Origin of the sequence: Corynebacterium sp. ACRPH, assembly GCF_022347285.1 — a bacterium.
GTDB lineage: Bacteria > Actinomycetota > Actinomycetes > Mycobacteriales > Mycobacteriaceae > Corynebacterium.
In genome coordinates this window covers 58,988-83,090 of sequence record NZ_JAKRND010000003.1, presented here as the reverse complement: position 1 = coordinate 83,090, position 24,103 = coordinate 58,988, and the positions used below count along the sequence as shown (strand labels likewise).

The window sequence follows — 24,103 nt, the reverse complement described above, 5'->3', positions numbered from 1 at the left end:
TTAGCTCAACTTAAATCCCGCAGCTCGTGGTTGAGAGAATCCAATTCGCCCCCGCCGGCCATCTCCAGCGTCAACTGCTCCAGAGTGACCTCAGAGTAGTCCGCGTCCAGGGTCTGCTCGCCCATGTTCAGCAGCACAAAATGGCTGCCCACCAGATGCGCATGGTGGGGGTTGTGGGTAATCAGCACCACACCTACCCCACCTTCGGCGGCGGACTTGATGAAGCGCAGCACCATGCCGGATTGTTTGACGCCCAACGCTGCGGTTGGCTCGTCCAGAATGATCACTCGCGCACCGAAGTACACAGCCCGCGCAATGGCCACGACCTGCCTCTGGCCACCGGAAAGGTTGGCGATGGGCACCTCGACATCGTCCAGGTGCACTCCCATCTTCTCCAACTCCTCGGCCGCGATGCGGCGCATCTCATCGGCACGCAGCAAGCCGAAGCGCCCGGTGAGCTCTTGACCCAAGAAGAAATTGCGCCACACGGACATCTGTCCGACCACGGCCAAATCCTGGTAGACGGTGGCGATGCCCTTATCCAGGGCATCCTTCGGGCCGTTGAAGTGGACCTCCTCGCCGTCGACCAGCACTTCGCCACTGGTGTGCTTGTGCCGGCCGGCGAGGATCTTGATCAGGGTGGACTTGCCCGCACCGTTGTCACCCAGGATGCAGGTCACCTTGCCCGGATAGATATCCAGGTCAATGTCCTTCAGCACGTGGACATCGCCATAGTCCTTGTCCACATTGCGGAGGCTGATAATCGGGGTGGCGTCAATAGACGAAGACATTTAGCTGCGACCTCCCGAAGTGAACTTGGAGACAGAGTTGTTGGTGAGCACCGCAAACAGCAGCATGGCCCCCAGGAAGAACTTGAACCAATCCGGGTTCCAACCTGCGTAGACGATGCCCTGGTTCGTCATGCCAAAGATCAGCGCACCGATGGCCGTGCCGATGGCGGTGCCGCGCCCACCCGTGAGGGCACAGCCGCCGATGACCGCGGCGATGATATAGAGAAACTCGTTGCCCACACCCTGGCCGGCCTGGATGGAATCGAAGGCGAAGAGGTTGTGCATGCCCACGAACCAGGCGGCGAAGCCGACGAACATGAACAGGATCACCTTCACTCGGCGGACGGGCACACCGGTAGCACGGGCGGCCTCGGCATCACCGCCGACGGCGAAGATCCAGTTGCCGAAGCGCGTCTTGAACAGCAGCACGCTGGCCAGGGCCACGAAGAGGAGCCACCAGAAGACGATGGTCTTGACCTCCACGCCGAAGATGTTGATCGAGGAGGCGAAGACGGCCTTGGCGGATTCGAAGCCCTCCATGTCGGCGATCGACGGGGTGGCGACCTGGCCGGTGACCAGCTTCGTAACAGCCAGGTTGATGCCCTGCAGCATCAGGAACGCGGCCAGGGTGATGAGGAACGACGGAATGCCCGTGCGCATCACCATCATTCCGTTGAAGGCGCCGATGGCCAGGGCGATCAGCAGGGAGAGGAATACGCCCACCCAGGAGTTCAGCCAGAAGTTGTAGTTCAGCATTGTGGCGGCCAGGGCGGCGGTGGTGACGGCCACGCCGGAGGAGAGGTCGAACTCGTCGCCGATCATCAGCAAGCCGACGGCCAGGGAGATGATGCCCATCGTGGAGCTGGCGTACAGCACCGTGGAGAACGCATCGAGGGAGCGGAACGACGGCGCGACGATCATGAACAGTGTAAAGATCAGGACCGCGCCGAGAACCGAGGTGAACTCGGGACGCTTAAGGATACTCATCGCTTTCATCGCAATCCTTCCTTGGCCGCGTCCGCGATAGTGTCCACGTTGGTTTTGTCAACGAACGACGGGCCGGTGAGGACTGGCTGGCCGCCACCCACGGTGGAGCCGTTGCGCTTGGCCAGCCAGAGCGCGTCGATGGCCATGTAGCCCTGCAGGTAGGGCTGCTGGTCCACAGCCCACTCGATGGTGCCCTTCTTGATCGCGGCGACGAGCTCCGCGTTGGTGTCGAAGGTGGAGATCTTCGCCTTGGAACCGGCCTGCTCCTTGGCCTGCACGGCCGTCAGCGCGACGGGGGCGACCAGACCCATGACCCAGTCGATATCCTTCTGCTGCGCCAGCTTGGCCTGCACTGTGGACTGCACGCTGGTCAGATCCATGCCGTTGACGTAGAGGTTCTCCACAGAACCGCCGCCGAGGCCCTTCTTGATGCCCGCGCACCGGGACTCCTGGCTGGGGTTGCCCTGCTCGTGAATGACGCACAGCACCTTCTTGACGCCGTCCTTCGACAGGCGCTCGCCGGCGCGCTCGCCGGCGACGGACTCGTCCTGGCCGAAGAAAGCGCTGACGTCGTACTTCTTGTAGTGCTCCATGCCGGAGTTCAGCCCCACCACGGGGATGTCAGCCTTCGCCGCGCGCTTCGCCACCGGCCCCAGAGCCTCCGGGGTGGGCATGGTCAGGGCCAGGCCGTCGACGTTGGAATCGATGGCATTCTGCACCAGGTTCGCCTGGTCAGGTGCCTGCGGGGAGGAGCTGTAGCGGAGCTCCAGGTTGTTCTTCTTGGCGGCATCCTCCGCGCCTGCGCGGACGAGGTCCCAGAAGGTATCGCCCGGCGCGCCGTGGCTCACCATCGCCACGGTGTAGCGCGGCGTATCCACTCCCCCGCCGCCGTCGCCGGACGCACTACCGCGCGGTCGACCACCGGTCTCCGAGCACGCGGCAAGCGCCGCGCCAGTGCACATAACCACCAGCATCGCCACTGCGCGGCGGAGGTTGAACTTAATTCCCCAAGAATTCGCCATACAGAGCATTTTGCCAGTTCACAGGGGCAAAACCCAACCCTAAGCGGGCTAACTTAAAGCATTCAGATGCGTCTAGCTGGAGGTTTGGCCGCCCGCTTCGCCGTCGCTTTCGTCATCGTCCAGACTGAGGCCCAGCTCCTCCAGCTCGGCCTTGAGGTTCTCCATAGAAAGCTCAATATCCTGCTGGCCCGCGCCCGCTGCAACACCCGCGCCGTGCGGCTGGCCGTGGCCATGCAGGCGCTGCATGCCGTTGGAAAACTCGGTGCCCTCCGCGTCGCCTGCGTCCAGGGCCTCATCTGGCAGGCTGTTGCCGACCTCGGCGTAGGCCGGATAGATCACGTTGCGCTCGAGGTCCTCGCGCAGCCCCTCGTCGCAGTACGCCACCTGCAGTGCGTTGCTCGTAAGCTCCAGCAGCTGCCACAGCTCCAGGTCGCAGTGCTCGGCCAGCAGCTCGAACTCGCGGGACATCGTGGTGCCGGAAACCAGGCGGTTATCCGTGTTCACGGTGCAAAAGAAGCCCATCTCGTACAGCAGGCCAAACGGATGTTCCGCCACGTCGTCGCAGATACCCGTCTGCGTATTAGAGGTCGGGCAGATCTCCAGGGCAATGCGCTGGTCGCGCATGAAGCGGGCGACCGGACCCAGCTCGATACCGCTCATGGTGGCATTAAAGTCCTCGTACACACGCACGCCGTGGCCGATGCGTCGGGCGCCCTGCGCTAGGGCGTCACGAAGAGAGTCCACACCGGCGGCCTCACCAGCGTGAATGGTGAAAGGAACGAGGTTCTTACGCAACAGGTCGAACGCGGCGGCGTGCTTTGACGGCGGGAAGCCATCCTCGGCGCCGGCGATGTCGAAGCCCACCACGTAACCTTCGCCCGGGGTGTGCTCACCGTAGTTGTCCACCGTGAGCTGAGCGATCTCCTCGGAGCGGTCCGCGTGGCGCATGGCGCACAGGATCAGGCGCACGTGGATGCGCCCGCTGCGCTCGGCGACCAGGCGCTCGCCCTCCTTCACACCCTGCACGGTGGCTTCGACGACCTGCTGCAGGGAAAGGCCATCGGCCTGGTGCTGCTCCGGGGCATAGCGCAGCTCGGCGTAGCAGACGTTGTCGGCGGCCAGATCCTCGACGGCCTCGCGGGTAATGCGCACCAGCCCCTCGGCGGTCTGCATGACGGCGGTGGTGTGATCGAAGGTAGTGAGGTAGGTCGGCAGGTCGCCGGAGTTCGCCGCCTCGTAGAACCACTTCTCCAGCTCTACCGGGTCGGTGGTGGGCAGCTCGTAGCCGATCTTCTCGGCAAGCTCGACCAGGGTGGCGGGACGGACGCCACCGTCGAGGTGGTCGTGGAGCTCTACTTTGGGAAGGGACGCGATGATGTCAGAGTCAATCATGTCTAAAGATCCTAGCTGCATCCGCGTCCCACGCTCGCAGCTGGCCGCTAGCGCTTGAAGATCTTGGTGACCAATCCGCCAACGACCACGCCCGCGGCCGCGCCGATGCCAAGCAGGCCGGCACGGTTGGCGTCGGTGCTACCCGCACGCACCTCCTGGCGCACGCGAATAACGGCGGCCGGCGGCGCATCCGGGCGCAGGTTAGCCAGGGATTCCGGCGTAGTCGCAGCCCACGCGGAGCAGTACAGCAGGATGCGCCAAATGAAGTACATCAGCACCATCACACCGATCACCGGACCGAAGGCGGCACCAGCGGGGTTGGATAGCGCGTTGGAGAAGAAGATGGTGGCGAACTGCTTGAAGATCTCGAACAGGATCGCGCCGATGACGGCGGCCTTCACTGCGGACCTACGGGGCACCTTGGTGCGTGGCAAGTAGAGGATCATCCAGAAGAACACGCAGAAGTTGGCGATCAGCGCTACCAGCAGAGCCACACCGAAGGTGATGTAGCGGATGCCCGGCACGTGGTCCAGGCCAACCGCACCCAGCAGCTGGGTGGTCAGGCCGGAGTTGCCGATGGTGGTAATGGCGAAGGCGGCGATCAGGGAGACCAGCAGGCCAACCAGGCCAATCAGGTCCTTGACCTTACCGGAGACGAAACCAGAAGGCGTGCCGTCGACCTTCCACATCGCGGAAACGCCCAGGCGCAGGTGGGCGATCCAGCCCAGTCCGGTCCACAGGGCCAGCAGCAGACCGATGGAGAACACGGACTTCCTCTGTTCGATGGACTGCTCGATGATGGTCTGCAGCACATCTCCCATGCTGCCGTCGCCCATGTTGGCGACCCTGTCCATGACGTCGTTCAGCAGCCGCTCGTTGCCCGCCAGGACCATGGCCAGCACGGCCAGGGTCAGCATCATCAGCGGGAAGATCGTCATCACCGAGAAGTAGGTGATGCCGGCGGCGAACTGGTTACCGCCCTGCTCGGAGTACCGATCCTGCATCCGCAGCACGTGGTCCAGCCACGGCCACTTGTCGCGGTACTTATCCAGCGGACCTGGATCGTCCTTGCGGGATCGCTCCACGCCGTAGTTATCCAGCTTGCTCTTATCAGGATCGGTGGTCGCCAAGGGGACGGCCCTTCCTTCCGGTCGTCTCGTCTTGAAAGTTCTTCACATTAGTAAAGCACGGCGGGGGCTGCCGTGCTTTACTGTTTCGCGATAGTTGTTCCGCGTTATTGCTTCGCTACTGCTTTACTTCCGCCAGGAAGCCCACGCGCTCGTAGACCTGTTCGATGGTCTTCGAAGCGATCTCGCGGGCGCGCTCCGCACCACCGGCGAGGATGCGGTTCAGCTCGGCGGGGTCGGCCATGTACTCGTCGAAGCGCTGGCGCAGTGGGGTGCAGAACGACTCCAGTACCTCGGCCGTGTCCTTCTTCAGGTCGCCGTAGCCAGAGCCGGCCTGCTGGTAGCCCTCCACCAATTCGTCGATGCTCTTATCCCCCAGCGCGGACTGGATGACCAGCAGGTTCGATACGCCCTGCTTGTTTTCCTTGTCGTAGCGGATCTCGCCGTCGTTGTCGGTCACTGCCGAACGAATGCGCTTGGCCGAGACCTTCGGGTCGTCCAGCAGGTTAATCAGACCCTTGGGGTTGTCCGTGGACTTCGACATCTTGGCCGTCGGGTTCTGCAGGTCGTAGATCTTGGCCGCGCCCTCGGGGATGAAGCCCTCGGGCACCACGAAGGTCTTCTTGTAACGGGAGTTGAAGCGCTCCGCCAGGTTGCGGGTGAGCTCTAGGTGCTGACGCTGGTCTTCGCCGACCGGCACCAGGTGTGGGCGGTACAGCAGAATGTCCGCGGCCATGAGCATCGGGTAGGCGTACAGGCCGGAGGTGGTGTTGTCGCCGCCCTGCTTGGCGGACTTGTCCTTAAACTGCGTCATGCGGCGCGCCTCGCCGTCGCCGGTGATGCACATCAGCACCCATGCCAGCTGCGCATGCTCCGGCACGTGGGACTGCACGTACAGGGTGGAGCGCTCCGGGTCGATGCCAAGTGCCAGCAGCTGTGCCACGCCCGCGAGGGTGCGCTTGCGCAGGTCTTTGGGGCTGTAGCCGGGCACGGTGATGGCGTGCTGGTCAGGGATGAAGTAAAAGGTCTCGTAGTCTTCCTGCAACTGGATAAACTGCTTGACTGCTCCCAAGTAGTTGCCCAGGTGGTAGGAATCGCTGGTCGGCTGCAGGCCGGAGACGACGCGCTGTTTCTTCGCAGGTTGGTTCATATTATGTAACCTTACTCGTCGCTGTTTCGGGGTTCTTCGGGCGGGTTTTGTGACGCCCCCTCGTCCCCGTATTCGTACTCTCCCCGATCGACCAGTTCGAACCGGTTTTTCCTCTTGCGCTTCTTCTGCCCGGATTTGTCCTTCGGCGCTTTCGGGGCGCCGACGCTGCGCCGGCGCATCTCGCGGCGCTGCACCCCGGCTTTGTTGAGCGCCCACATGGTCAGCCGCCCGGCGGGGTCGCGGACGTATTCGCGCTCCTGGTACTCGAAGACTGGCAGGGAAATGCGGTAGAAGATCGCCAGGAGGCGAAGGCCGAAGGCGAAGATCAGGCAAATGACGATGACCAGCTGGGTGCCAATGGTCTCGTCCAGGTTGAAGTGCAGCATGCCCATATACATAACCGCCACGAGGATGGCGATGGAGGCGTATAGCTCCTCGCTAAACACCAGCGGCACCCGGTCGCACAAAACATCGCGCAGCACGCCACCGAACACGCCGGTCACCACGGAGGATACGACGACGATCAGGGGGTGGTAGCCCAGCTCCAGTGCCACCTGGGCACCCAGCAAGGCGAAGGTGGAAAGGCCCACTGCGTCGAGCACCAGGAAGATGGTGCGGAAGTAATCCATCAAGAAGCTGGCGAGCACCGTCACCAGCGCGGCGCCCAGCACGATGGCTAGGAAGATCGGCTCGTCCACCCAGCGCAGCGGGTAGTGGCCGAACAGCAGATCGCGCACCGTGCCGCCGCCGAAGGCGGTCACGGAGGCGATGAGCATGACGCCGAACATGTCCATCCGCTGACGCCCCGCTGCCAAGGCCGCCGTCATTGATTCGGCGGTTAGCCCCAGGACGTAGAGGACGGTCAGCATGCGTACTCCACCAGCACCGGCGAGTGGTCGGACCAGCGCTGGTCGTAGGCCGCGGCCTTATCCACCCACACATTGTTGGCGGTCAGCGCGCGTTCCAGCATGCCGCGGGTGGCCACCTGTAGGTCGATGCGCCATCCCGCGTCGGTATCGAAGGCCTGGCCGCGATAGGTCCACCAGGAGTAAGGCCCGGCTTGGTCGGGCAGCACCCGGCGCATCACGTCGAAGTACTGCGGATCTTCCACCGCGCCGGCGGCCAGGCGGGCGCTGGCAAGATCCCCCGGCGCGTAGTCCACTGCCCCGAAGAAGTCCCCGGCCACGCCTGCGGGGTTGCCGTTGCGGCCGGAATCTTCGGCGTCCGCCACCTGGGTGGCATCGTCCGGGAAGGTGCCTAATAGGGAATCCATGAATGCCCGCTCGTCGGGCAGGAAGCCGGACTTCTTGCGGTTGGTCTTCCAATTTTTCAGGTCCTCGCGGCGGTGGCAGATATTCCAGTCTCCACCGACTACCAGCTCGGGGTGTCCAGCCTGCTCGGCCTGTGCCGCCCGGTTGTGCAGGTACTCGCCGAAGGAATCCAGGAAGCGGTACTTCTCGTCCTGCTTCTCCGTCCCCGCCGAGCCGCTGGGCAGGTACAGGGAGGCCACGCGCACCGGCAGGTCCCCGGCATCCACCGTGGCCTCGATGTAGCGGCCGGAATCGGCAAATTCCTCGCTTCCTGGACCGTCACCGAAGCCGATCTGCACGTCCCGCAGGGGCAAACGCGACAGGATGGCCACCCCGGCGCGCCCCTTGGCGGCGGCCGGAGCCTGGGCCAGGTGCCACTCGTCCAGAACGGGCTCCAGGGCAGCGCGCGTCTGCTTCTCGTCCGCGCGCACCTCCTGCATCAGCACTACGTCCGCTGGCGTGGCCTCCAGCCACGGCAGGATCCCCCGGTTGTCCTCATGGCGCACCTTCGCTGCCGCCCGAATTCCATTGACGTTGACCGTTGCAATAGTCAGTGACTTCATGAGTCCCTACCCTACTAACCCGGACTACTAACCCTTACTTTTCCTTAAAGCTTTAGAACCTACGCCCGGGCGGCTGCAAGCTGACGGCGTCGCAAATAGTAGGCAGGAATCCACAGCAGCGCGCCACAGGCGGCCATAGCCGCACCGGCGAGCGCAGGGGTGGAATAACCATAACCAGCGGCGATGACGGCACCGCCGACCGCCGCTCCCGCCGCATTGGCCATGTTCAACGCAGAGTGGTTCAGCGCCGCGGCGAGGGTCTGCGCATCGCCCGCAACATCCATCAAACGGGTCTGCAGGTTCGGTACCAGGGTGGAGCCCAACAGGCCGATCACACCGAAGTTGATGATGCCCGCCACCGCGTTGTGGGACAGGAAGTAAAAGGCGGAAAGGACGACGATCAGGGACAGCAGGGTGCCGAGGATCGCGTACTCCAAGTTCCGGTCGGCCAGCACACCGCCGATATACGTGCCGATGACCATGCCGATGCCGTAGACCATCAGGGGAATCCAGATGAGGTTGGCGTTGAAGCCCGCGTTCTCCGTGAGCGTCCAAGAGATATAGGTGTAAACCGCGAACATGCCGCCGAAGCCGACGGTGCCGATGGCGAGGGTCATAAGTACCTGCGAGTTCACCAGCGCGCCGAGCTCCGTCAGCGGCTTCGTGCGCGGCATCAACGTCATGTGCGGCACGGTGAACCACAGGGCGACGAAGGTGACCACGCCGATGGCCGCGACCATCGCGAAGGCCGCGTTCCACCCGAAGGTGGAGCCCAGCCACTGCGCGATCGGCACACCGATGACGGTCGCGATGGAAAGCCCCATGCCCGTCAGCGCCACGGCCTTACCGCGTTTACCGTTCGGGGCCATGGACGCGGCGATCAGCGCCGTGACGGAGAAGTACGCGCCGTGCGGGAAGCCCGCGATGAAACGGGAGAGCATCAGGATCCCATAGGAATGCGCGAAAACACTCAGGCCGTTGCCGATCACGAAGGCTCCCATCAGCAGCAGCGCCAAGCGCCGGCGCGGGATCGAACCCGTGAGCATGGTGATCAGCGGGGCGCCGACGACCACGCCCAGCGCGTAAGCGGAAATCACGTGGCCGGCCTGGTCCTCCGAGATGGAAAAGTCCTCCGCAATGAGGTTCAGCAACCCCATCGCCACGAACTCCGTGGTGCCGATGCCGAAACCGCCCAGGGCCATCGCCACCATGGCGATGTAACGGTGGCGGGTGGAGATCTCCGTCTGGCGCGGAACCGGGCGGCGGGAGGGCAACTTTGTAAGTTTCGTTTCGCTCACGGGCATCGCTCGCTTTCATAGGTTGTTGGGACGGGTAAAAGGGCAGGTTGATAGGCAGGTTGACGGGGCTGTGGGAAGTGCGGCGGGTGGGTCGCAAAAGCGCGGCGGGTAGGCGTCAAAAAAAAAATTTTCAAGCTTTAAAACCGAACAGGCCACGCGGTGGGCAATAACCCCGTACCATTCACAGGTTTGTTATTTGCCGTATTCTTGGATCGTAAACCACTAAAAGACCAACTGACTAACTAGAGGCTGGGAGACGAACGCCACATGGCAAAGATCATCTACACCCGCACCGACGAAGCCCCACTCTTGGCGACGTATTCTTTGAAGCCGATTGTGGAGGCTTTTGCTTCGACCTCTGGAGTGGATGTGGAGACCCGCGATATTTCGCTGGCCGCCCGCATCCTGGCCGCGTTCTCCGACGTGCTGCCCGAGGAGCAGAAGGTTGACGACGCTCTGGCTGAGCTCGGCGAGCTGGCCAAGACCCCGGATGCGAACATCATCAAGCTGCCGAACATTTCTGCGTCTATTCCGCAGCTGCAGGCAGCCATCGCGGAGCTGCAGAAGGCGGGCTACGACCTGCCGGATTACCCGTCCGAGCCGAAGACCGACGAGGAGCGCGACGCGCAGGCCCGCTACGACTCCGTGAAGGGCTCCGCCGTTAACCCGGTGCTGCGCGAGGGAAACTCCGACCGCCGCGCACCGAAGGCCGTGAAGAACTTCGCCCGCAAGCACCCGCACTCCATGGGCAAGTGGTCGCCGGATTCCAAGACGAACGTCGCCACGATGGAGGCCGACGACTTCCGCCACAACGAGCAGTCGGTCATTATGGACGGCGATGACACGCTGCGCATCCAGCTGGTCAAGCCGAACGGTGAGACGCAGGTGCTGAAGGAAGAGCTACCAGTGCTGGACAAGGAGATTGTTGACGCCACGGTGATGCGCGCCGAGGCTCTCAGCACTTTCTTCCGGGCTCAGGTGGCTCGCGCGAAGGCGGAGGGCGTGCTGTTCTCCGTACACCTGAAGGCCACGATGATGAAGGTCTCCGACCCGATCATGTTCGGCCACGCGGTGCGCGCATACTTCCACGACGTGTTCGAGCAGTACGGCGACCAGCTGCTGCCGGCAGGCCTGAACGGCGAGAACGGCCTGGGCGCCATCCTGGACGCACTGGATGCGGGCAAGGTAGACAACGCAGCCGAGATCCGCGAGGCCTTCGACAAGGCCCTGGCCGACGGCCCGGACCTGGCGATGGTGAACTCCGACAAGGGCATCACTAACCTGCACGTGCCGTCCGACGTGATTGTGGATGCTTCCATGCCGGCGATGATCCGCACCTCCGGCCAGATGTGGAACAAGAACGACGAGACCGAGGATGCGCTGGCAGTTCTGCCGGATTCCTCCTACGCGGGCATCTACCAGGTCGTTATCGACGACTGCCGCAAGAACGGCGCCTTCGACCCGACCACGATGGGCACTGTGCCGAACGTTGGCCTGATGGCGCAGAAGGCCGAGGAGTACGGCTCCCACGACAAGACCTTCCGCATCGAGTCCGAGGGCCGCGTGCAGGTGCTGAATGGCGCAGGCGACGTGCTGATGGAGCACGAGGTTGCCGAGGGCGACATCTGGCGTGCGTGCCAGGCCAAGGACATCCCGCTGCAGGACTGGGTGAAGCTGGCCGTGAAGCGCGCCCGCGCCACCGGCGCCCCGGCTGTGTTCTGGCTGGATCCGGAGCGCGCGCACGACCGGAATGTGCAGAAGCAGGTGGAGACCTACCTGAAGGATCACGACACCGAGGGTCTGGACATCCGCATTCTGCCGCCGGAGGAGGCCATGCAGCTCTCCCTCGACCGCATCCGCGCTGGCGAGGACACGATTTCCGTCACCGGCAACGTGCTGCGCGACTACCTGACGGATCTGTTCCCGATCATGGAGCTGGGCACTTCCGCGAAGATGCTTTCCGTGGTTCCGCTGATCGCCGGCGGTGGCCTATTCGAGACCGGTGCGGGTGGTTCCGCGCCGAAGCACGTGGCCCAGCTGGTGGAGGAGAACCACCTGCGTTGGGATTCCCTGGGTGAGTTCCTGGCGCTGGCGGAGTCTCTGCGCAAGCTGCAGGAGACGGACGACAATCCGCGCACCCCGATCCTGGGCGATGCTCTGGACGCCGCCACCGAGTCCGTGCTGAACGAGTCGAAGTCTCCGTCCCGCAAGGTCGGCGAGATCGACAACCGCGGCTCCCACTTCTACTTGGCGAAGTTCTGGGCTCGCGAGCTGGCTGACCAGACTCGCGATGCTGAGCTGGCGGAGATCTTTAAGCCCGTTGCTGACGCCCTCGAGGCCAACGAGGAGAAGATCTCCCAGGAGCTGCTGGATATTCAGGGCCACGAGGTGGACCTGGGCGGTTACTACTGGCCGAACGACGAGAAGACGAACGCTGTGATGCGCCCGTCCTCGACGTTCAATGAGATCATCGACGGCCTGAACACCAACAAGTAGCCGCCGGGCTGGGTGGGCTCTGGGCCCTGGGCCGCGGCCCCATCCCGCTGGCTCTCGGCTCGAGCCCGCCGAATCTCGGCTTTAGCCCGCTGGTTCTCGGCCCGGCTCGGCTCTCGGCCCGCAATAACCCCGGCGCTGGCACTTTACTACTGGCGCTGGGGTTTTCTTATGCTCGCGCCCGCCAGCTGCCCACCAGCTCACCAGCCCCATCACCCATCCCCGCCATTCTCACCAGCCCACTAGCCTCATCATCCCCACTATCCTCACACCCGCCTCCCTCCAGCCCCACTCAGCCGGACCCCAGAAGCCCCAAATGTCGTTAGATCGGGAATACGCCGCCGCTGAAAAATGCATCGCTTCAGCGCCAACTTCCTGACCAGCGGTTTTACATATTTGCAAACGGTCGTCGATAACACATTCCCGTTCTAGCGACATTTGGCCTACCAACGAGGCCTTAGGTGTCGGAAATCTTGCAGAACATAGGCGGCAGGGGCGCCACCGGTAGCACGAAGCGCCTTAAATGTCGGAAAAGTTGCAAAACGTCTCGTGGTCAAAAACGAGGCTCGGTCGCGCAGCCCCGTGACCAGCACATTTACACTAATGAATATTACCACCAATAACGTTTTGCAACTTTTCCGACATTTCACCCCGGCAGAGGCACCCCACCTCAGCAGGGCCACCAAAGCTGCACGGCGGAGCTGCAGAGGAGAGTGAGCGGCAAGTCTGAGAGACGCATGCACCAGCAAAGCAGCAAAGCCGCGGAGCTCAGCGGCAACATAGCAGACGGAAGCAGAGTAGTTCTAGACCAAGCGGTACAGCGTTTTCGCAAGCAGCAAATACTCTCCCAACTGGGACTTTATGGCGTCAATAAGAAAAAAGTAGACAGAGCGGTTTACTTTTAGCGCACGTGGGTCTATCGTCGTAACACAGCAAAGCTAAACAGCAAACCAAAGCGCCAACCAACAACAAACCCAAAGGACCACACCAATGCCGAAGTACAACAACGAGAACGCAGAGCAGTGGGGCTTCGCCACCCGCCAGATCCACGCGGGCCAGCCCGTCGGCGACACCGGCGCGCGCAACCTGCCGATCCACTTCACCACTAGCTACGTCTTCAACGACGCAGAGCACGCCAAGCAGCGCTTCCACCTGGAAGACCTGGGCCCCATCTACTCCCGCCTGACCAACCCCACCGTCGAGGCGCTGGAGAACCGCCTGAACTCCCTGGAAGGCGGCGTACACGCAGTCGCTTTCGCCTCCGGCATGGCTGCCGAGACCGCCGCGATCCTCAACCTGGCCGGTACCGGCGACCACATCGTCGCCTCCCCGCGCCTCTACGGCGGCACCGAGACCCTGTTGCAGCACACCCTGCCGAAGCTGGGCATCGAGACCACCTTCGTGGAAAACCCCGACGACCCGGAGTCCTGGCAGGCCGCCGTCCGCCCGAACACCAAGGCCTTCTTTGCAGAGACCTTCGCAAACCCGCAAGCAGACGTACTGAACATCCCGGCCGTCGCGGAGGTCGCCCACGCAAACCAGGTCCCGCTGATCGTAGACAATACCCTGGCCACCGCCGCCCTGGTCCGCCCGTTGGAGTTGGGCGCGGACATTGTGGTTGCATCCCTGACGAAGTTCTACACGGGCAACGGCTCGGGACTGGGCGGCATCATCGTCGATGGCGGCTCCTTCGACTGGTCCGTCGAGCGCGACGGCCAGCCGGTCTTCCCCGGCTTCGTCAACCCGGACCCGGCCTACCACGGCCTGAAGTACGTGGACCTGGCCCCGGCTGCCTTCGGCATGAAGCTCCGCGCAGGCATTATCCGCGACACGGGCGCCACCCTCTCCCCGTTCAACGCATGGGTTGTGGCCCAGGGCCTGGATACCCTGACCTTGCGCATCGCCAAGCACAACGAGAACGCGAAGGCCGTGGCGGAGTTCCTGGCCGAGCAGCCGCAGGTAGCCACCGTGAACTACGCGGGCCTGCCGACCTCCCCGTGGTTCAAGGTCAAGGAGGAGCTGGGCTTGGAATACACCGGCTCTGTCTTGAGCTTCGATCTGAAGGTCGACGATCCAACCTCGGAGGAGGCGAAGGAAAAGGCTTGGGCCTTCATCGATGCTCTACAGCTGCACTCTGACCTGGCGAATGTCGGCGATGTGCGTTCCCTGGTGGTGCACCCAGCCACCACCACCCACTCGCAGTCCGATGCGCATGGCCTGGCCCGCGCGGGTGTCTCCCACGCTACGGTTCGTCTGTCTGTGGGCATCGAGGACATCACCGACATCATCGACGACCTGAAGCGCGGCTTCGCGGCCATTTAAGGCCGGTTGGTTTCTAGGCTTTAGGCTGATTCCATGAACCCCGAGTTCCTCCCCGCTTCTGGCGCGTCGCGCACGGTCTCTATCGGCGACGTGGTCACGGAGGCGGGTGTAGCTATTTCTGACGCCGAACTCCGCTACTTCGCGTTCTACGACTCTCCGGATGGCGCCGCGGACTATGCCGAGTTCTCCGCTGGCCCCGAGCCGGGGCTGTCCCCAGAGGAGCGGCCGATTGTGCTGATCGAGCATGCCCTCACCGGCGATGGCAATGCTGCCGACTGGTGGGCGGACATGGTGGGTCCGAACAAGCCGATCGACACCACCCGCTACCTGGTGCTCTGCGCGAATGTGCTGGGCGGCTGCCAGGGATCCACCGGCCCGAGTTCGCCGCACCCCGACGGCAAGGCATGGGGGTCGCGATTCCCCGCCCTGTCGATCCGTGACATGGTTACGGCGGAACGGTTGTTGTTGGAGCGTGTGGGCGTCACAAAGATCCATGCCTTGATTGGCGCCTCTATGGGCGGGGCGCGGGTGCTGGAGTGGTCGCTCATGTACCCGGAGATGGTCAACGCGGCTCTGCCGATCGCGGTGAGCGCGCGTGCGTCTGCGTGGCAGATCGGCCTGCAGTCCAGCCAGATCCGCTTCATCGAGGCGGATCCGGCCTGGCACGGTGGCGACTACTACGGCACAGGCGAGGTTCCTTCGCACGGGCTAGGCCAAGCCCGACGCATCGCGCACCTGACGTACCGGGGCGAGCTGGAAGTCGATGAGCGTTTCGGTGTGGATCCGCAAAACGGCGAAAACCCCTACGGGCCGTACCGCGACCCGCACCAGCGCTTCGCGGTGGAGAGTTACCTGGATCGCCAGGCTGAGAAGCTGGTTGCGCGCTTCGACGCGGGTAGCTACGTGGTGCTCACCGACGCGCTAAACAGGCACGACGTCGGCCGTGGCCGGGGTGGCATGAACGCCGCTCTGGGCTCGTGTGAGGTGCCGACGATGGTAGTGGGTGTGGATACCGACATTCTGTACCCGCTGCACCAGCAGGAGCACCTGTCGCGCAACTTGGGGGACTTCATCGGCATGTCGAAAATCACCTCTCCCACGGGCCACGATGGGTTCCTCATCGAATCGCGCCAGATGGGCCAGGTGTTGGCTAAGTTCCTGGCGAAGGCGGAGATCATCGCCGAAGGTACCGAGGGTGCCGAAGATACTGCGCGGGATTAGCTGGTCAGCGGGTCAACACTCACGGCGATCCACAGAATGATCACGCCGATGACGGCGGTAAAGGCGGTATCGAACTTGCGCGAACGCACCGCCAGCACACCCAGCACCCGGGAATCCAGGAGTAGGCGAAGCACGGCCAGGTAGATCATCGCGCTGCCCAGCATCACGCTAGCTCGACGCCACCTGTCCACCAACAACAGCGCCAGCACAGCCAGCAGCATCAGCCCGAACAGCCCCAGCAGTGCGTATTGGACGGAGCGGGAGAGCCGGGAGGGCGGGTTGTTCCGGTCGTGGGGGTTATCGAGGAGCTGCTGGCGAGCGTCGCCGATGCGAGCTGGGCGGGAGCGATTAGCCACGCAGCAGCTTCTCCGCGCGCTCGACGACGTTGCGCACCAGGAAGGCGCGGGTCAGCGGGCCTACTCCCCCGGGGTTCGGGGAGACGGCGCCGGCGACGTCCCACACGTCCGGGTGAACGTCGCCCTTCAGCTTGCCGTCCTCGCCGCGGGAGACTCCCACGTCCAGGATCGCCGCGCCCGGCTTGACCATGTCCGCGGTGATCATGTGCGGCACGCCGGCGGCGGCGACGATCACGTCCGCGGCCTTCGTCTCCGCCGCCAGGTCCTTGGTTCCGGTGTGGCAGAGGGTGACGGTGGAGTTCTCGCTGCGGCGGGTGAGCATCAGGCCGATCGGGCGGCCGACCGTCACTCCGCGGCCGATGACTACAACCTTCGCACCGTTCAGCTCCACGTCGAAGCGGCGGAGCAGGTGGATCGCACCGTTGGGGGTGCAGGGCAGCGGGGCGGGCTCGTTGAGCACCAGCTTGCCCAGGTTCACCGGGTGCAGGCCGTCGGCGTCCTTGTCCGGGTCGATGCGCTCCAGCACAGCGTTTTCATCCAGGTGATTCGGCAGCGGCAGCTGCACAATGTAGCCGGTGCAGGCGTCGTCGGCGTTCAGCTCGTCGATGACCGCGTTGAGCTCTTCCTGGGAGACGTCCGCCGGGAGGTCCTTGCGGATGGAGTTCACGCCGATCTGCTCGCAATCCTTGTGCTTCATGCGCACATAGGAGTGGCTGGCCGGGTCGTCGCCCACCAGCACGGTGGCCAGGCCGGGAGTCACGCCCTTTTCCTTCAGCGCGGCGACGCGCTGTTCCAGGTCGGCGAAGATCTCGTCGCGGTAGAGCTTTCCATCCAATTTAGTAGCTGCCATGAGCCCCATTATTCCACGCGGGCCCGCTGGGATCGAGGTGGCGTCATGGCTAAAAGAGCAACCAGTACAAGAAACTAGTAGGGCCTGCCGGGCCAGTGCGGCGCATATGCGACAGTCTGACGAACAGGGTTCATGGCGGCCACGACCACGCCGATGACGACGATGGCGATCCCGGCCAGCGCGACCAGGGTGGGGATAGTGAGAGTGTGCTGCAGGGTCGTTTCGGTATCCAGCCAGGTATCGAGGATTTCGAGGTAGCGCTGCCCATCTTCTGTGGTCATCACATCCCGGCCGTCAGGTCCCCCAGAGACCCAAGCTTTATCGCCGTACTCCCGGATCTCCTCACGGAACTCCCACCCCGGAACCACAGCGAACGCAGCCACGCTGCCCCACCACACGAGCATGCCGCCCCAGAAAATAGCGAGAGAATCTTTGCACCACTTCGGGATCGCGAGCGCAACGAAGTTGAGGAGGCACTGGATGCCGAAGAAGAGCGGGCCGATCGCCCCGGCGACAAGGAGTATTCCCACCCAGTCCTTGCCATAGAACACGAAGCGCAAGACGCAGTACACGATCGGCATTAGGCATGCGGCGAGCCAGCCGATGAGCAGGGGCATGAAGCGAGAGTCCTGGCCGGTGTGAGGCGGCGGGGCATACCCGTAGGCGGGCATGGGGGCAGGCGAGCCGTAGTGAGGGTACGTCATTCCACCGATCCTGTCAGAAGACGGGAGCTTTGGCTGAGCAAAAAGATGAACATGGTTATGGGAGGAGCTGGGCTGCAGAAATGTTCCCGCCTATGCCCCGCTGGCACCCTAAACCCCGCCGGCGAACCCCAACTGGCGCCACGCCTCGTAGGCCGCCACCGCCGCCGCATTCGATAGGTTCATGGACCGCCGCCCCGGCAGCATCGGGATGCGCACCTTCGCCGTCACCCGCGGATCAGCCAACACCTCGTCGGCCAGGCCAGTCGGCTCCGGGCCGAAAAGCAGCACGTCGCCCGGCCGGTAGTCCACCTCCGTAAACCACGTACCCGTCTGCGCGGTAAACGCGAACACCCGGCCCGAGCCGCGTGCCGGATCAGTCACGTGAGCCAGCGCCGCATCGATCCCCTCGTGGACATGCACGTCCGCCAGCTCGTGATAATCCAGCCCCGCCCGGCGCACATGCTTGTCGTCGAACTTGAAGGCCAGCGGCCCCGCCAGGTGCAGTGAGGCCCCAGTGCCCGCACACATGCGGATCGCATTGCCCGTGTTCGGGGGAATCTCCGGGCGGTCGAACACTACGTGCAGTGGAGGATTCACACCCGCAAACTGGTTTTCAGACGTCATTCCCCCAATCTAACCGGTACAAATGTAGCCATGAGCAACTCCCCCTCCCGCAGCTTCGACATCACCCTGATGGGTGCCACCGGTTTCGTCGGCGCGCTAACCGCCGGCTACCTGGCCGCCAACGCCCCCGCCGACGTGCGCATCGCCCTGGCTGGCCGGAACCAGACCAAGCTGGAGGCCCTGCGCGAGCAGCTGGCTGCCAAGCACCCCCGGGCCAAGGATTTCCCGCTGGTCATCGCCGATTCCAGCGACAATCGCTCCCTGGAGAAGCTGGCCCGCAACACCCGCGTGGTCATCTCCACCGTCGGCCCCTACTACCGCCACGGCTTCCCCCTGGTCCGCGAATGCGCCACCCACGGAACGCACTACGTCGACCTCGCCGGAGAGGCGCTCTTCATGCGCGAATCCGCTGATTCCTACCACGACCGCGCCACCGCCAGCGGGGCGCGCATCGTCCACGCCTGCGGCTTCGATTCCGTTCCAAGTGACCTGGGAATGCTGCTGCTGGGACAGAGGGCGTCCAAAAATAAAGACACCCTCAAGTCCGCCACCATGATCGTGAAGATGAAGGGTGGGCTCTCCGGCGGCACGGTCGACTCGATGCGCGAACAATTCGCCGCTGCCAAAGGCAGCCAGGAGAAGAAGCGGCTGCTGGCCGACCCGTACACCCTCTCCCCCGACCGCGCCAAAGAGCCGGATCTGGGCAAGCAGCCGGACTTCGGCGTGGTGCGGGAAAGCGACATCGGGGGTGCAAGCGCCAGCAATAGCAACGAGGACGTCTGGGCCGGGCCGTTCATCATGGCGGGCTCCAACACGCGCGTGGTGCGCCGCTCGAACGCGCTGCTCGGCTACGAATACGGCGATAAGCTGCGTTACAGCGAATACCAGTACACCGGCAAGGGGCTGAAGGGTCGCATGCGCGCCTTGACCATGGGCGCGGTACTGGGCACTGCGGTGGCGGCGCTGAACCAGGACAAGCTGCGCACGTTCCTCTCCCGTTGGGTGCCGGAGCCCGGCGAAGGGCCGTCCGAGGCCGAACGCGATGCCGGATTCTTCCACACCACGCATTTCGGTGTGGGCACAGGCGGAGCCACCTACCAGCAGACCATCAGCCTGGACGCCGACCCGGGGTATAAGGGCACGTCCCTGATGCTTAGCGAGGCTGCGCTCACTCTTGTTCTTTGTGACGCCGAACTGCCGACAGGCTCCACCTACCAAGGGAAAACCGGCGGCGGAGTGCTCACTCCGGCCACCGGCCTGGGGATGCCCTACGTGCGCCGCCTGAGCGACGCGGGCATGAAGTTCAGCGACTAGCAGAACATGACTAGCTGAACAGGTTCTGCTCGTCCTCGGGCACGCCGTTCACCTGGTTTAGGTTCAGGGTGTTGAGCTGCGTGACGTGCTCCGGGGTGAGCTCGTCCAGCGAGGAAACCTGCAGTAGGCGCATGGTGCGGCGCACCTCGCCGGCCAGGATCTCAATGGCGCGGGCCACGCCGGCCTCGCCACCGGCCATCAGGCCGTAGAGGTATGCGCGACCGATCAAGGTGAACTTCGCGCCCTTGGCGATCGCAGCGACGATGTCCGCGCCATTCATGATGCCGGTATCCATAGCCACGTCCACGTCGTTGCCGACCTCGCGGGCAACCTCCGGCAGCAGCTGGAAAGGCACCGGTGCGCGATCCAGCTGGCGGCCGCCGTGATTGGAGAGGATGATGCCATCGACGCCCAGGTCGGCCAGCTTCTTGGAATCCGGCAGATTCTGCACGCCCTTGACGACCAGCTTGCCGGGCCACATCTCGCGGATGGTCTTCAGGTCCTCAAACTTGATGGAGGGATCCATAGCGGAGTCCAACAGCTCGCCAACCGTTCCGCCGGTGCTGGTCAGGGAAGCGAACTCCAGCGGCGGGGTGGTCAGGAAGTCCCACCACCACCAGGGGCGCGGGATAGCGTTGACAACGGTTCCCAGGGAGATCTCCGGGGGGATGGAAAAGCCGTTGCGGGCGTCGCGCAAGCGGTTGCCAGCGACGGGCGTATCCACAGTGAACAGCAGGGTATCGAAGCCGGCCTTGGCCGCGCGCTCCACCAGGCCGTAGGAGATCTCGCGCTCCTTCATCACGTATAGCTGGAACCAGTTGCGACCGTTCGGGTTGGCCTTGTGCACATCCTCAATGCTGGTGGTGCCCAGGGTGGACAGGCAGAATGGAATGCCCGCAGCCCCCGCGGCGCTCGCGCCCGCGAGCTCGCCTTCGGTCTGCATCAGGCGGGTAAAGCCGGTCGGCGCGATGCCGAACGGCAGGGAGGACTTCCCGCCGAAAATCTCTGCGGTGGTGTCTACATTGGATACGTCGTTCAGGATCGACGGGTGGAACTCCACGTCGCGGAAGGCCTGGCGTGCGCGGTTCATCGAGATTTCTTCGTCGGCGGCGCCATCGGTGTAGTCGAATGCAGCGGCCGGAGTGCGGCGCTTAGCGATGGCCCGCAGGTCCCAGATGGTCTGCGCATCGTTGAGACGACGGGCCTTGAAATCCAGGGTGGGCTTTTTAAACTTCAGCAGGTCGAAAATCTCAACGGGGTTCGGGATCTGGCGTTTCTGGTGTGCCATGGGAAAATCGCTCTCCTCACAGAGTTTCTTCGCGGCTTCCTTTTCCGCGAATTAGCGTGGTTTTTGTAGGTCGCCGTTTGGGGGCCAACAATTCCACGATAGGACGCTTCCCCGAATCTCGCCGTGCGGGTGTGCTGCGACCCCCTTTCCCGCTAACCAGCTAGCTCAGCTCCGCGAAGAACTCCAGTATCCGCTCGCCGATCAGTTGTCGGGACTTCGGCTTCACAAACTGGTGGCCCTCCCCCGGCACTTCCAGGAACTGCGGGGTGCGACCCAGCTCCACTAGCGCGTCATGCAGCTGCTGGGATTCCTGCAACGGCACGTTCGAGTCGTTAGCCCCGTGGATAAACAGCACCGGGGTGGTGATCAGCTCCGACTTGTGCAGCGGGGAGATTTCCCACAGCAGCTCGGCATCGTGCATCGGGTACCCGTACTTCGGGGAGGCCGCGCTCGCCAGCCACGGCTCGGTCGACTCGTAGTAGGTCTCGAAGCTCGTCATGCCGCAGGCATCCACCACGCCTAGGAACATGTCCGGGTAGCGGGCGGCCGCCAGCACAGCCAGGAACCCGCCGTAACTGCGGCCTCCCAGGAATACCCGCCCTGCGGTGCACAAGTCGGCGTCACAAAGAAAAGAAACAGTATCCGCCACGTCGTCGATCGCGGCGAAGCGACCGTAACGGTCGTCGGCGTGGATGAAGGCGCGGCCGTTGCCCTTGCTGCCGCGAATATTGGGGGTAAACACGGTGTAACCAGCGGCGACGATGTCCGCAAGCACGTCGTGGTGGGCGGGCCGGGACTGCCCCTCGGGGCCGCCGTGCAGGTGGACGTACACCGGGTGCCCCGGCGCGGGGTCCTCCGGCAGATACAGCCAACCGGAAAGCTCCAGGCCGTCGCGGGCGGTGTAATAGACCAGCTCCGGAACGTCGCCCTGCCGGGCGCGCTCGTCCAGGCGGTCGGTGCGGTCCGGATCCAGCGGCTCCACACGCCCGGCCTCCAGCCGCAGTACCTCCACCGTCGGCGGCAGGTTCGGCCCTTCGACAGTCAGCGCCAGCAGCTGGCCATCGTCCGTGATGGACAGGCCCGCTGCGACCATGCCCGGCAGCTCGACGGTGCGGCGGACTTGCACGCGCTGCTCATCGCCGAGGCTCAGCAGCTCCAGGTTGGAAATGCCCGCCTGGTTCCACAGCACCGCGGCGGTCGATAGGTCCTCGCTGATGGCGAACTCGTCGACGTCCGCCTCGGGGTTGCTGATCAGCTCCTCGCGCTCGATACACACCGGACGCTCGCCTTCGATGTCCACCACCAGGCGCATGAGCCGACGGCGATCCGCACCGTGATCGGTGACTACGAGAATCACCAGTCGGCTGTCAGTGATCGGCAGGATCCGCCCGTCCTCCGTGGTGGCTCCCGGCTCCGGCGGCAGCAATGGCATCCAGCGGCCTTGAGGGTTGACCAGCAGCAGTTCGCGGTTGCCGCGCGGGCCGACGCGCATGAGGCTATACCCGGCCTCCGAGGCGACGAGCAGCGCGTCGAGGCGGCGGTCCATCACCTGGTAGCGCGACGTATTTGGGTCGACTAGACGCGCTTCCGTCATGCCGTCGGCCGCCACGGCGTCCATCGCCAGCTTGTCGCGGTCCCATTCGACCAGATGCGTGCGGGCATCGAAGGTGTTTCTTAGCGGTGACGCCCCTTCGACCTCAGGGTCTGTAGATACTGTGAAGGTCTCGAGCTTTTCCGAGCCTTTAGGGGAAACCTCACAGGCGATCCATTGTGCATCCGGGGAGTGCAGCACGCGCGTGACGGGGCCTTCGATGGGCAGCTGCACGGGGCGTTCCTTACCCACGCCATCCTCAGTGAGTGCTGCCTGGACGGCGTAGGGATACCCGCCATCGCGGACGATGTAGGCGATGGCAGTGCCGTTGGGGGCTAGCGAGGGGGCGGTCGTATGGCGCATGAGTCCAGTATTCTAGCCAAGCCCTACCGGCTGACCTAACAGTTTCGCCTTTAGGTACAGACTGGTGCGGGTGGAGCGAAGAAACTCTATGCTGTGAAGACATGAGCATTTACGTAAACGCTTACTCCACTGTGCGCGCGGACGTGCCTTTCCGCGGACCGGGCGAGCCCGCCATTGCATCCCGCGAGTTGTGCTTCGGCTCGCCGGACCGGCCGTTTCTCAAGACGGCGGCCAACGGCTCTAACGAAGACGAGGAGCAGCAAACCCGTGACCTGCTGGAACACCTGGCAGGGTTCGAGGGCTACGTTGCTACGCAGGGTGAGGAGCGTTTCGGCAGTTTTAACTCCTACATCCACTCGGTGATGCAGCACGTCCACAGCGTGCGGCGCCACTACGTATTTGAACGCGCCGACGACTTTGACTTCTCCCACCTAGGGGAGTTCGCCGACTGGGCGCGTGAGGCCAACGCGGTCTTTTTCCTGACCGACGGAACCGTACGCAATGCAGGTGGCGCAGATCTGCTGGATCCCGCTCTAGTTGGCAGTTCCCAGTCCAGTGGAGCACAGGCGAACTCGGTGCCTCAGCACCCTGGTTCCGTGGAGCGGATGCGCCGCGTGCGCGGGGACCTGTGGCGGAAGGGGTTCCAGGTGGCGACGACACTGCCGCCGGTGCGTAGCGAAGCCGAGGTGCTGCTGCGCCCCGCCGAGGAGGTCTTCAACCGGGCCGTGACCTTGTCCGTGGTGGCGACCGTTGCGGTGGCAGTGCTGAACGGCGAACCCGTGGACTTCGACTCGCTGCGCGCGGGATCGCGGCGGGCCTTCGACCACCTCACCCCGATTGAGCGGTCCTTCCTCGACGCCGCAGAGGCTGCGCAAGGAGCACAGAGAGCGCAGGAGGAACAGGGAGCACAGGCCTATAACCAGGAGCTGCAGGACGATGCGTACCAGCTGGCCTGGGCCTACACCGCCGCCGAATTCCTCGCCTGGGCCGTCGGCCTGATCGACATTGACGTCTTCGGGTTCGCCCCCGTGGACCTTCCCGACCTGCGGGATGCACTGCGCGCCGTGGATCGCGAAGGGCGCGATGCGTCCGCCCTGCCGCTGCGCAGCCTTTCGGAAATCTGCGATGCTTCGGAGCACATCTACTCTTTGCGCTGGGTTTCCGTGGAACTGCAGTCCGATACCCCCAGCCAGACCGGTCCCGGCACCCTCCAGCCCCAGGATCACTCCACCCTGGTCGAGCGTCACCGCGCCGTCGCCTGGCTGACCGATCCGGTTATCGCGTACGACGACGTAGATCTCTCCACTTAAAGGTCGCACTAAGCTGCCCCCATTACG

General features: G+C 64.0%; 20 protein-coding genes. 5 read left to right on the top strand and 15 right to left on the bottom strand.

Features of this window, described 5'->3' with window-relative positions; genetic code table 11:
- Positions 1-5: 5 nt before the first annotated feature.
- From MHX66_RS02340 to MHX66_RS02300, 9 genes are all read right to left on the bottom strand, one after another.
- A complete protein-coding gene (locus tag MHX66_RS02340) occupies positions 6-791 on the bottom strand; it encodes an ATP-binding cassette domain-containing protein (protein ID WP_239199239.1) in 786 nt (261 codons plus the stop codon).
- The gene (locus MHX66_RS02335; protein ID WP_035004401.1) at positions 792-1,787 is read right to left on the bottom strand and encodes an ABC transporter permease; all 996 of its coding nucleotides are present in this window, start codon (positions 1,785-1,787) and stop codon (positions 792-794) included.
- Positions 1,784-2,809 carry a sugar ABC transporter substrate-binding protein gene (locus tag MHX66_RS02330; protein ID WP_370646251.1) on the bottom strand — a complete coding sequence of 342 codons (1,026 nt, stop codon included), beginning with the start codon at positions 2,807-2,809 and terminating at the stop codon, positions 1,784-1,786. The genes MHX66_RS02335 and MHX66_RS02330 overlap by 4 nt, the downstream gene beginning before the upstream one ends.
- 63 nt (positions 2,810-2,872) lie before the next feature.
- On the bottom strand, positions 2,873-4,192 hold the full coding sequence (locus MHX66_RS02325) for an adenosine deaminase (protein WP_239199236.1): 1,320 nt from the start codon (positions 4,190-4,192) through the stop codon (positions 2,873-2,875).
- Between the two features lie 47 nt (positions 4,193-4,239).
- Positions 4,240-5,322, bottom strand: a complete 1,083-nt coding sequence (locus MHX66_RS02320) for a YhjD/YihY/BrkB family envelope integrity protein (protein ID WP_239199234.1) — start codon at positions 5,320-5,322, stop codon at positions 4,240-4,242.
- A 115-nt stretch (positions 5,323-5,437) separates the two neighbouring features.
- Complete coding sequence (trpS, locus tag MHX66_RS02315; protein ID WP_239199231.1) at positions 5,438-6,469, bottom strand: tryptophan--tRNA ligase; 1,032 nt, start codon at positions 6,467-6,469, stop codon at positions 5,438-5,440.
- Between the two features lie 11 nt (positions 6,470-6,480).
- Positions 6,481-7,338: a trimeric intracellular cation channel family protein gene (locus MHX66_RS02310; protein WP_239199228.1), complete on the bottom strand. Its 858-nt coding sequence runs from the start codon at positions 7,336-7,338 to the stop codon at positions 6,481-6,483.
- Positions 7,332-8,342 carry an exodeoxyribonuclease III gene (locus MHX66_RS02305; RefSeq protein WP_239199225.1) on the bottom strand — a complete coding sequence of 337 codons (1,011 nt, stop codon included), beginning with the start codon at positions 8,340-8,342 and terminating at the stop codon, positions 7,332-7,334. Before MHX66_RS02305 ends, MHX66_RS02310 begins: the two co-directional genes overlap by 7 nt.
- Before the next feature lie 59 nt (positions 8,343-8,401).
- Positions 8,402-9,646, bottom strand: a complete 1,245-nt coding sequence (locus MHX66_RS02300) for an MFS transporter (RefSeq protein ID WP_239199222.1) — start codon at positions 9,644-9,646, stop codon at positions 8,402-8,404.
- Between the two features lie 261 nt (positions 9,647-9,907).
- On the opposite strand from MHX66_RS02300, the gene MHX66_RS02295 reads away from it, so the two are divergent.
- The 3 genes from MHX66_RS02295 (at position 9,908) to MHX66_RS02285 (ending at position 15,676) form a co-directional block, all read left to right on the top strand.
- Complete coding sequence (locus MHX66_RS02295; RefSeq protein ID WP_239199219.1) at positions 9,908-12,136, top strand: NADP-dependent isocitrate dehydrogenase; 2,229 nt, start codon at positions 9,908-9,910, stop codon at positions 12,134-12,136.
- A 987-nt stretch (positions 12,137-13,123) separates the two neighbouring features.
- Positions 13,124-14,455 (top strand): O-acetylhomoserine/O-acetylserine sulfhydrylase, encoded by a 1,332-nt coding sequence (locus tag MHX66_RS02290; RefSeq protein ID WP_239199216.1) that lies wholly within the window; start codon positions 13,124-13,126, stop codon positions 14,453-14,455.
- A 33-nt stretch (positions 14,456-14,488) separates the two neighbouring features.
- Complete coding sequence (locus MHX66_RS02285; protein ID WP_239199213.1) at positions 14,489-15,676, top strand: homoserine O-acetyltransferase; 1,188 nt, start codon at positions 14,489-14,491, stop codon at positions 15,674-15,676.
- Here MHX66_RS02285 and MHX66_RS10590 read toward each other — a convergent pair.
- From MHX66_RS10590 to MHX66_RS02265, 4 genes are all read right to left on the bottom strand, one after another.
- Positions 15,673-16,032 carry a DUF3017 domain-containing protein gene (locus MHX66_RS10590; RefSeq protein WP_239199210.1) on the bottom strand — a complete coding sequence of 120 codons (360 nt, stop codon included), beginning with the start codon at positions 16,030-16,032 and terminating at the stop codon, positions 15,673-15,675. The two genes, MHX66_RS02285 and MHX66_RS10590, sit on opposite strands and share 4 nt — an antisense overlap.
- Positions 16,025-16,882 carry a bifunctional methylenetetrahydrofolate dehydrogenase/methenyltetrahydrofolate cyclohydrolase gene (locus MHX66_RS02275; RefSeq protein ID WP_239199207.1) on the bottom strand — a complete coding sequence of 286 codons (858 nt, stop codon included), beginning with the start codon at positions 16,880-16,882 and terminating at the stop codon, positions 16,025-16,027. Before MHX66_RS02275 ends, MHX66_RS10590 begins: the two co-directional genes overlap by 8 nt.
- Positions 16,883-16,956: 74 nt before the next feature.
- Positions 16,957-17,586, bottom strand: a complete 630-nt coding sequence (locus MHX66_RS02270; protein ID WP_239199204.1) for a hypothetical protein — start codon at positions 17,584-17,586, stop codon at positions 16,957-16,959.
- Positions 17,587-17,694: 108 nt separating this feature from the next.
- Complete coding sequence (locus MHX66_RS02265; protein WP_239199201.1) at positions 17,695-18,210, bottom strand: tRNA (cytidine(34)-2'-O)-methyltransferase; 516 nt, start codon at positions 18,208-18,210, stop codon at positions 17,695-17,697.
- Between the two features lie 30 nt (positions 18,211-18,240).
- On the opposite strand from MHX66_RS02265, the gene MHX66_RS02260 reads away from it, so the two are divergent.
- Positions 18,241-19,524, top strand: coding sequence for a trans-acting enoyl reductase family protein (locus MHX66_RS02260; RefSeq protein WP_239199198.1), 1,284 nt, complete (start codon positions 18,241-18,243; stop codon positions 19,522-19,524).
- A gap of 10 nt (positions 19,525-19,534) precedes the next feature.
- Here the strand turns inward: MHX66_RS02260 and MHX66_RS02255 are convergent, their stop codons facing one another.
- A complete protein-coding gene (locus MHX66_RS02255) occupies positions 19,535-20,812 on the bottom strand; it encodes an alpha-hydroxy acid oxidase (RefSeq protein ID WP_239199195.1) in 1,278 nt (425 codons plus the stop codon).
- 160 nt (positions 20,813-20,972) lie between these two features.
- Complete coding sequence (locus MHX66_RS02250; RefSeq protein WP_239199192.1) at positions 20,973-22,766, bottom strand: S9 family peptidase; 1,794 nt, start codon at positions 22,764-22,766, stop codon at positions 20,973-20,975.
- A 101-nt stretch (positions 22,767-22,867) separates the two neighbouring features.
- Here MHX66_RS02250 and MHX66_RS02245 point away from each other — a divergent pair, with 101 nt between their 5' ends.
- Positions 22,868-24,076, top strand: a complete 1,209-nt coding sequence (locus MHX66_RS02245) for a DUF4272 domain-containing protein (RefSeq protein WP_239199189.1) — start codon at positions 22,868-22,870, stop codon at positions 24,074-24,076.
- Positions 24,077-24,103 lie beyond the last annotated feature (27 nt).

Excerpts from the sequence above, each read along its gene's own strand:
- MHX66_RS02245 (WP_239199189.1), top strand. The coding sequence starts at position 22,868 with ATGAGCATTTACGTAAACGCTTACTCCACTGTGCGCGCGGACGTGCCT.
- MHX66_RS02325 (WP_239199236.1), bottom strand. The coding sequence starts at position 4,192 with ATGATTGACTCTGACATCATCGCGTCCCTTCCCAAAGTAGAGCTCCAC.
- MHX66_RS02340 (WP_239199239.1), bottom strand. The coding sequence starts at position 791 with ATGTCTTCGTCTATTGACGCCACCCCGATTATCAGCCTCCGCAATGTG.
- MHX66_RS02290 (WP_239199216.1), top strand. The coding sequence starts at position 13,124 with ATGCCGAAGTACAACAACGAGAACGCAGAGCAGTGGGGCTTCGCCACC.
- MHX66_RS02305 (WP_239199225.1), bottom strand. The coding sequence starts at position 8,342 with ATGAAGTCACTGACTATTGCAACGGTCAACGTCAATGGAATTCGGGCG.
- MHX66_RS02275 (WP_239199207.1), bottom strand. The coding sequence starts at position 16,882 with ATGGCAGCTACTAAATTGGATGGAAAGCTCTACCGCGACGAGATCTTC.
- MHX66_RS02260 (WP_239199198.1), top strand. The coding sequence starts at position 18,241 with ATGAGCAACTCCCCCTCCCGCAGCTTCGACATCACCCTGATGGGTGCC.
- MHX66_RS02300 (WP_239199222.1), bottom strand. The coding sequence starts at position 9,646 with ATGCCCGTGAGCGAAACGAAACTTACAAAGTTGCCCTCCCGCCGCCCG.
- MHX66_RS02295 (WP_239199219.1), top strand. The coding sequence starts at position 9,908 with ATGGCAAAGATCATCTACACCCGCACCGACGAAGCCCCACTCTTGGCG.
- MHX66_RS02285 (WP_239199213.1), top strand. The coding sequence starts at position 14,489 with ATGAACCCCGAGTTCCTCCCCGCTTCTGGCGCGTCGCGCACGGTCTCT.
- MHX66_RS02265 (WP_239199201.1), bottom strand. The coding sequence starts at position 18,210 with ATGACGTCTGAAAACCAGTTTGCGGGTGTGAATCCTCCACTGCACGTA.
- MHX66_RS02270 (WP_239199204.1), bottom strand. The coding sequence starts at position 17,586 with ATGACGTACCCTCACTACGGCTCGCCTGCCCCCATGCCCGCCTACGGG.
- MHX66_RS02250 (WP_239199192.1), bottom strand. The coding sequence starts at position 22,766 with ATGCGCCATACGACCGCCCCCTCGCTAGCCCCCAACGGCACTGCCATC.
- MHX66_RS02255 (WP_239199195.1), bottom strand. The coding sequence starts at position 20,812 with ATGGCACACCAGAAACGCCAGATCCCGAACCCCGTTGAGATTTTCGAC.
- MHX66_RS02330 (WP_370646251.1), bottom strand. The coding sequence starts at position 2,809 with ATGCTCTGTATGGCGAATTCTTGGGGAATTAAGTTCAACCTCCGCCGC.
- MHX66_RS02310 (WP_239199228.1), bottom strand. The coding sequence starts at position 7,338 with ATGCTGACCGTCCTCTACGTCCTGGGGCTAACCGCCGAATCAATGACG.
- MHX66_RS02335 (WP_035004401.1), bottom strand. The coding sequence starts at position 1,787 with ATGAAAGCGATGAGTATCCTTAAGCGTCCCGAGTTCACCTCGGTTCTC.
- trpS (WP_239199231.1), bottom strand. The coding sequence starts at position 6,469 with ATGAACCAACCTGCGAAGAAACAGCGCGTCGTCTCCGGCCTGCAGCCG.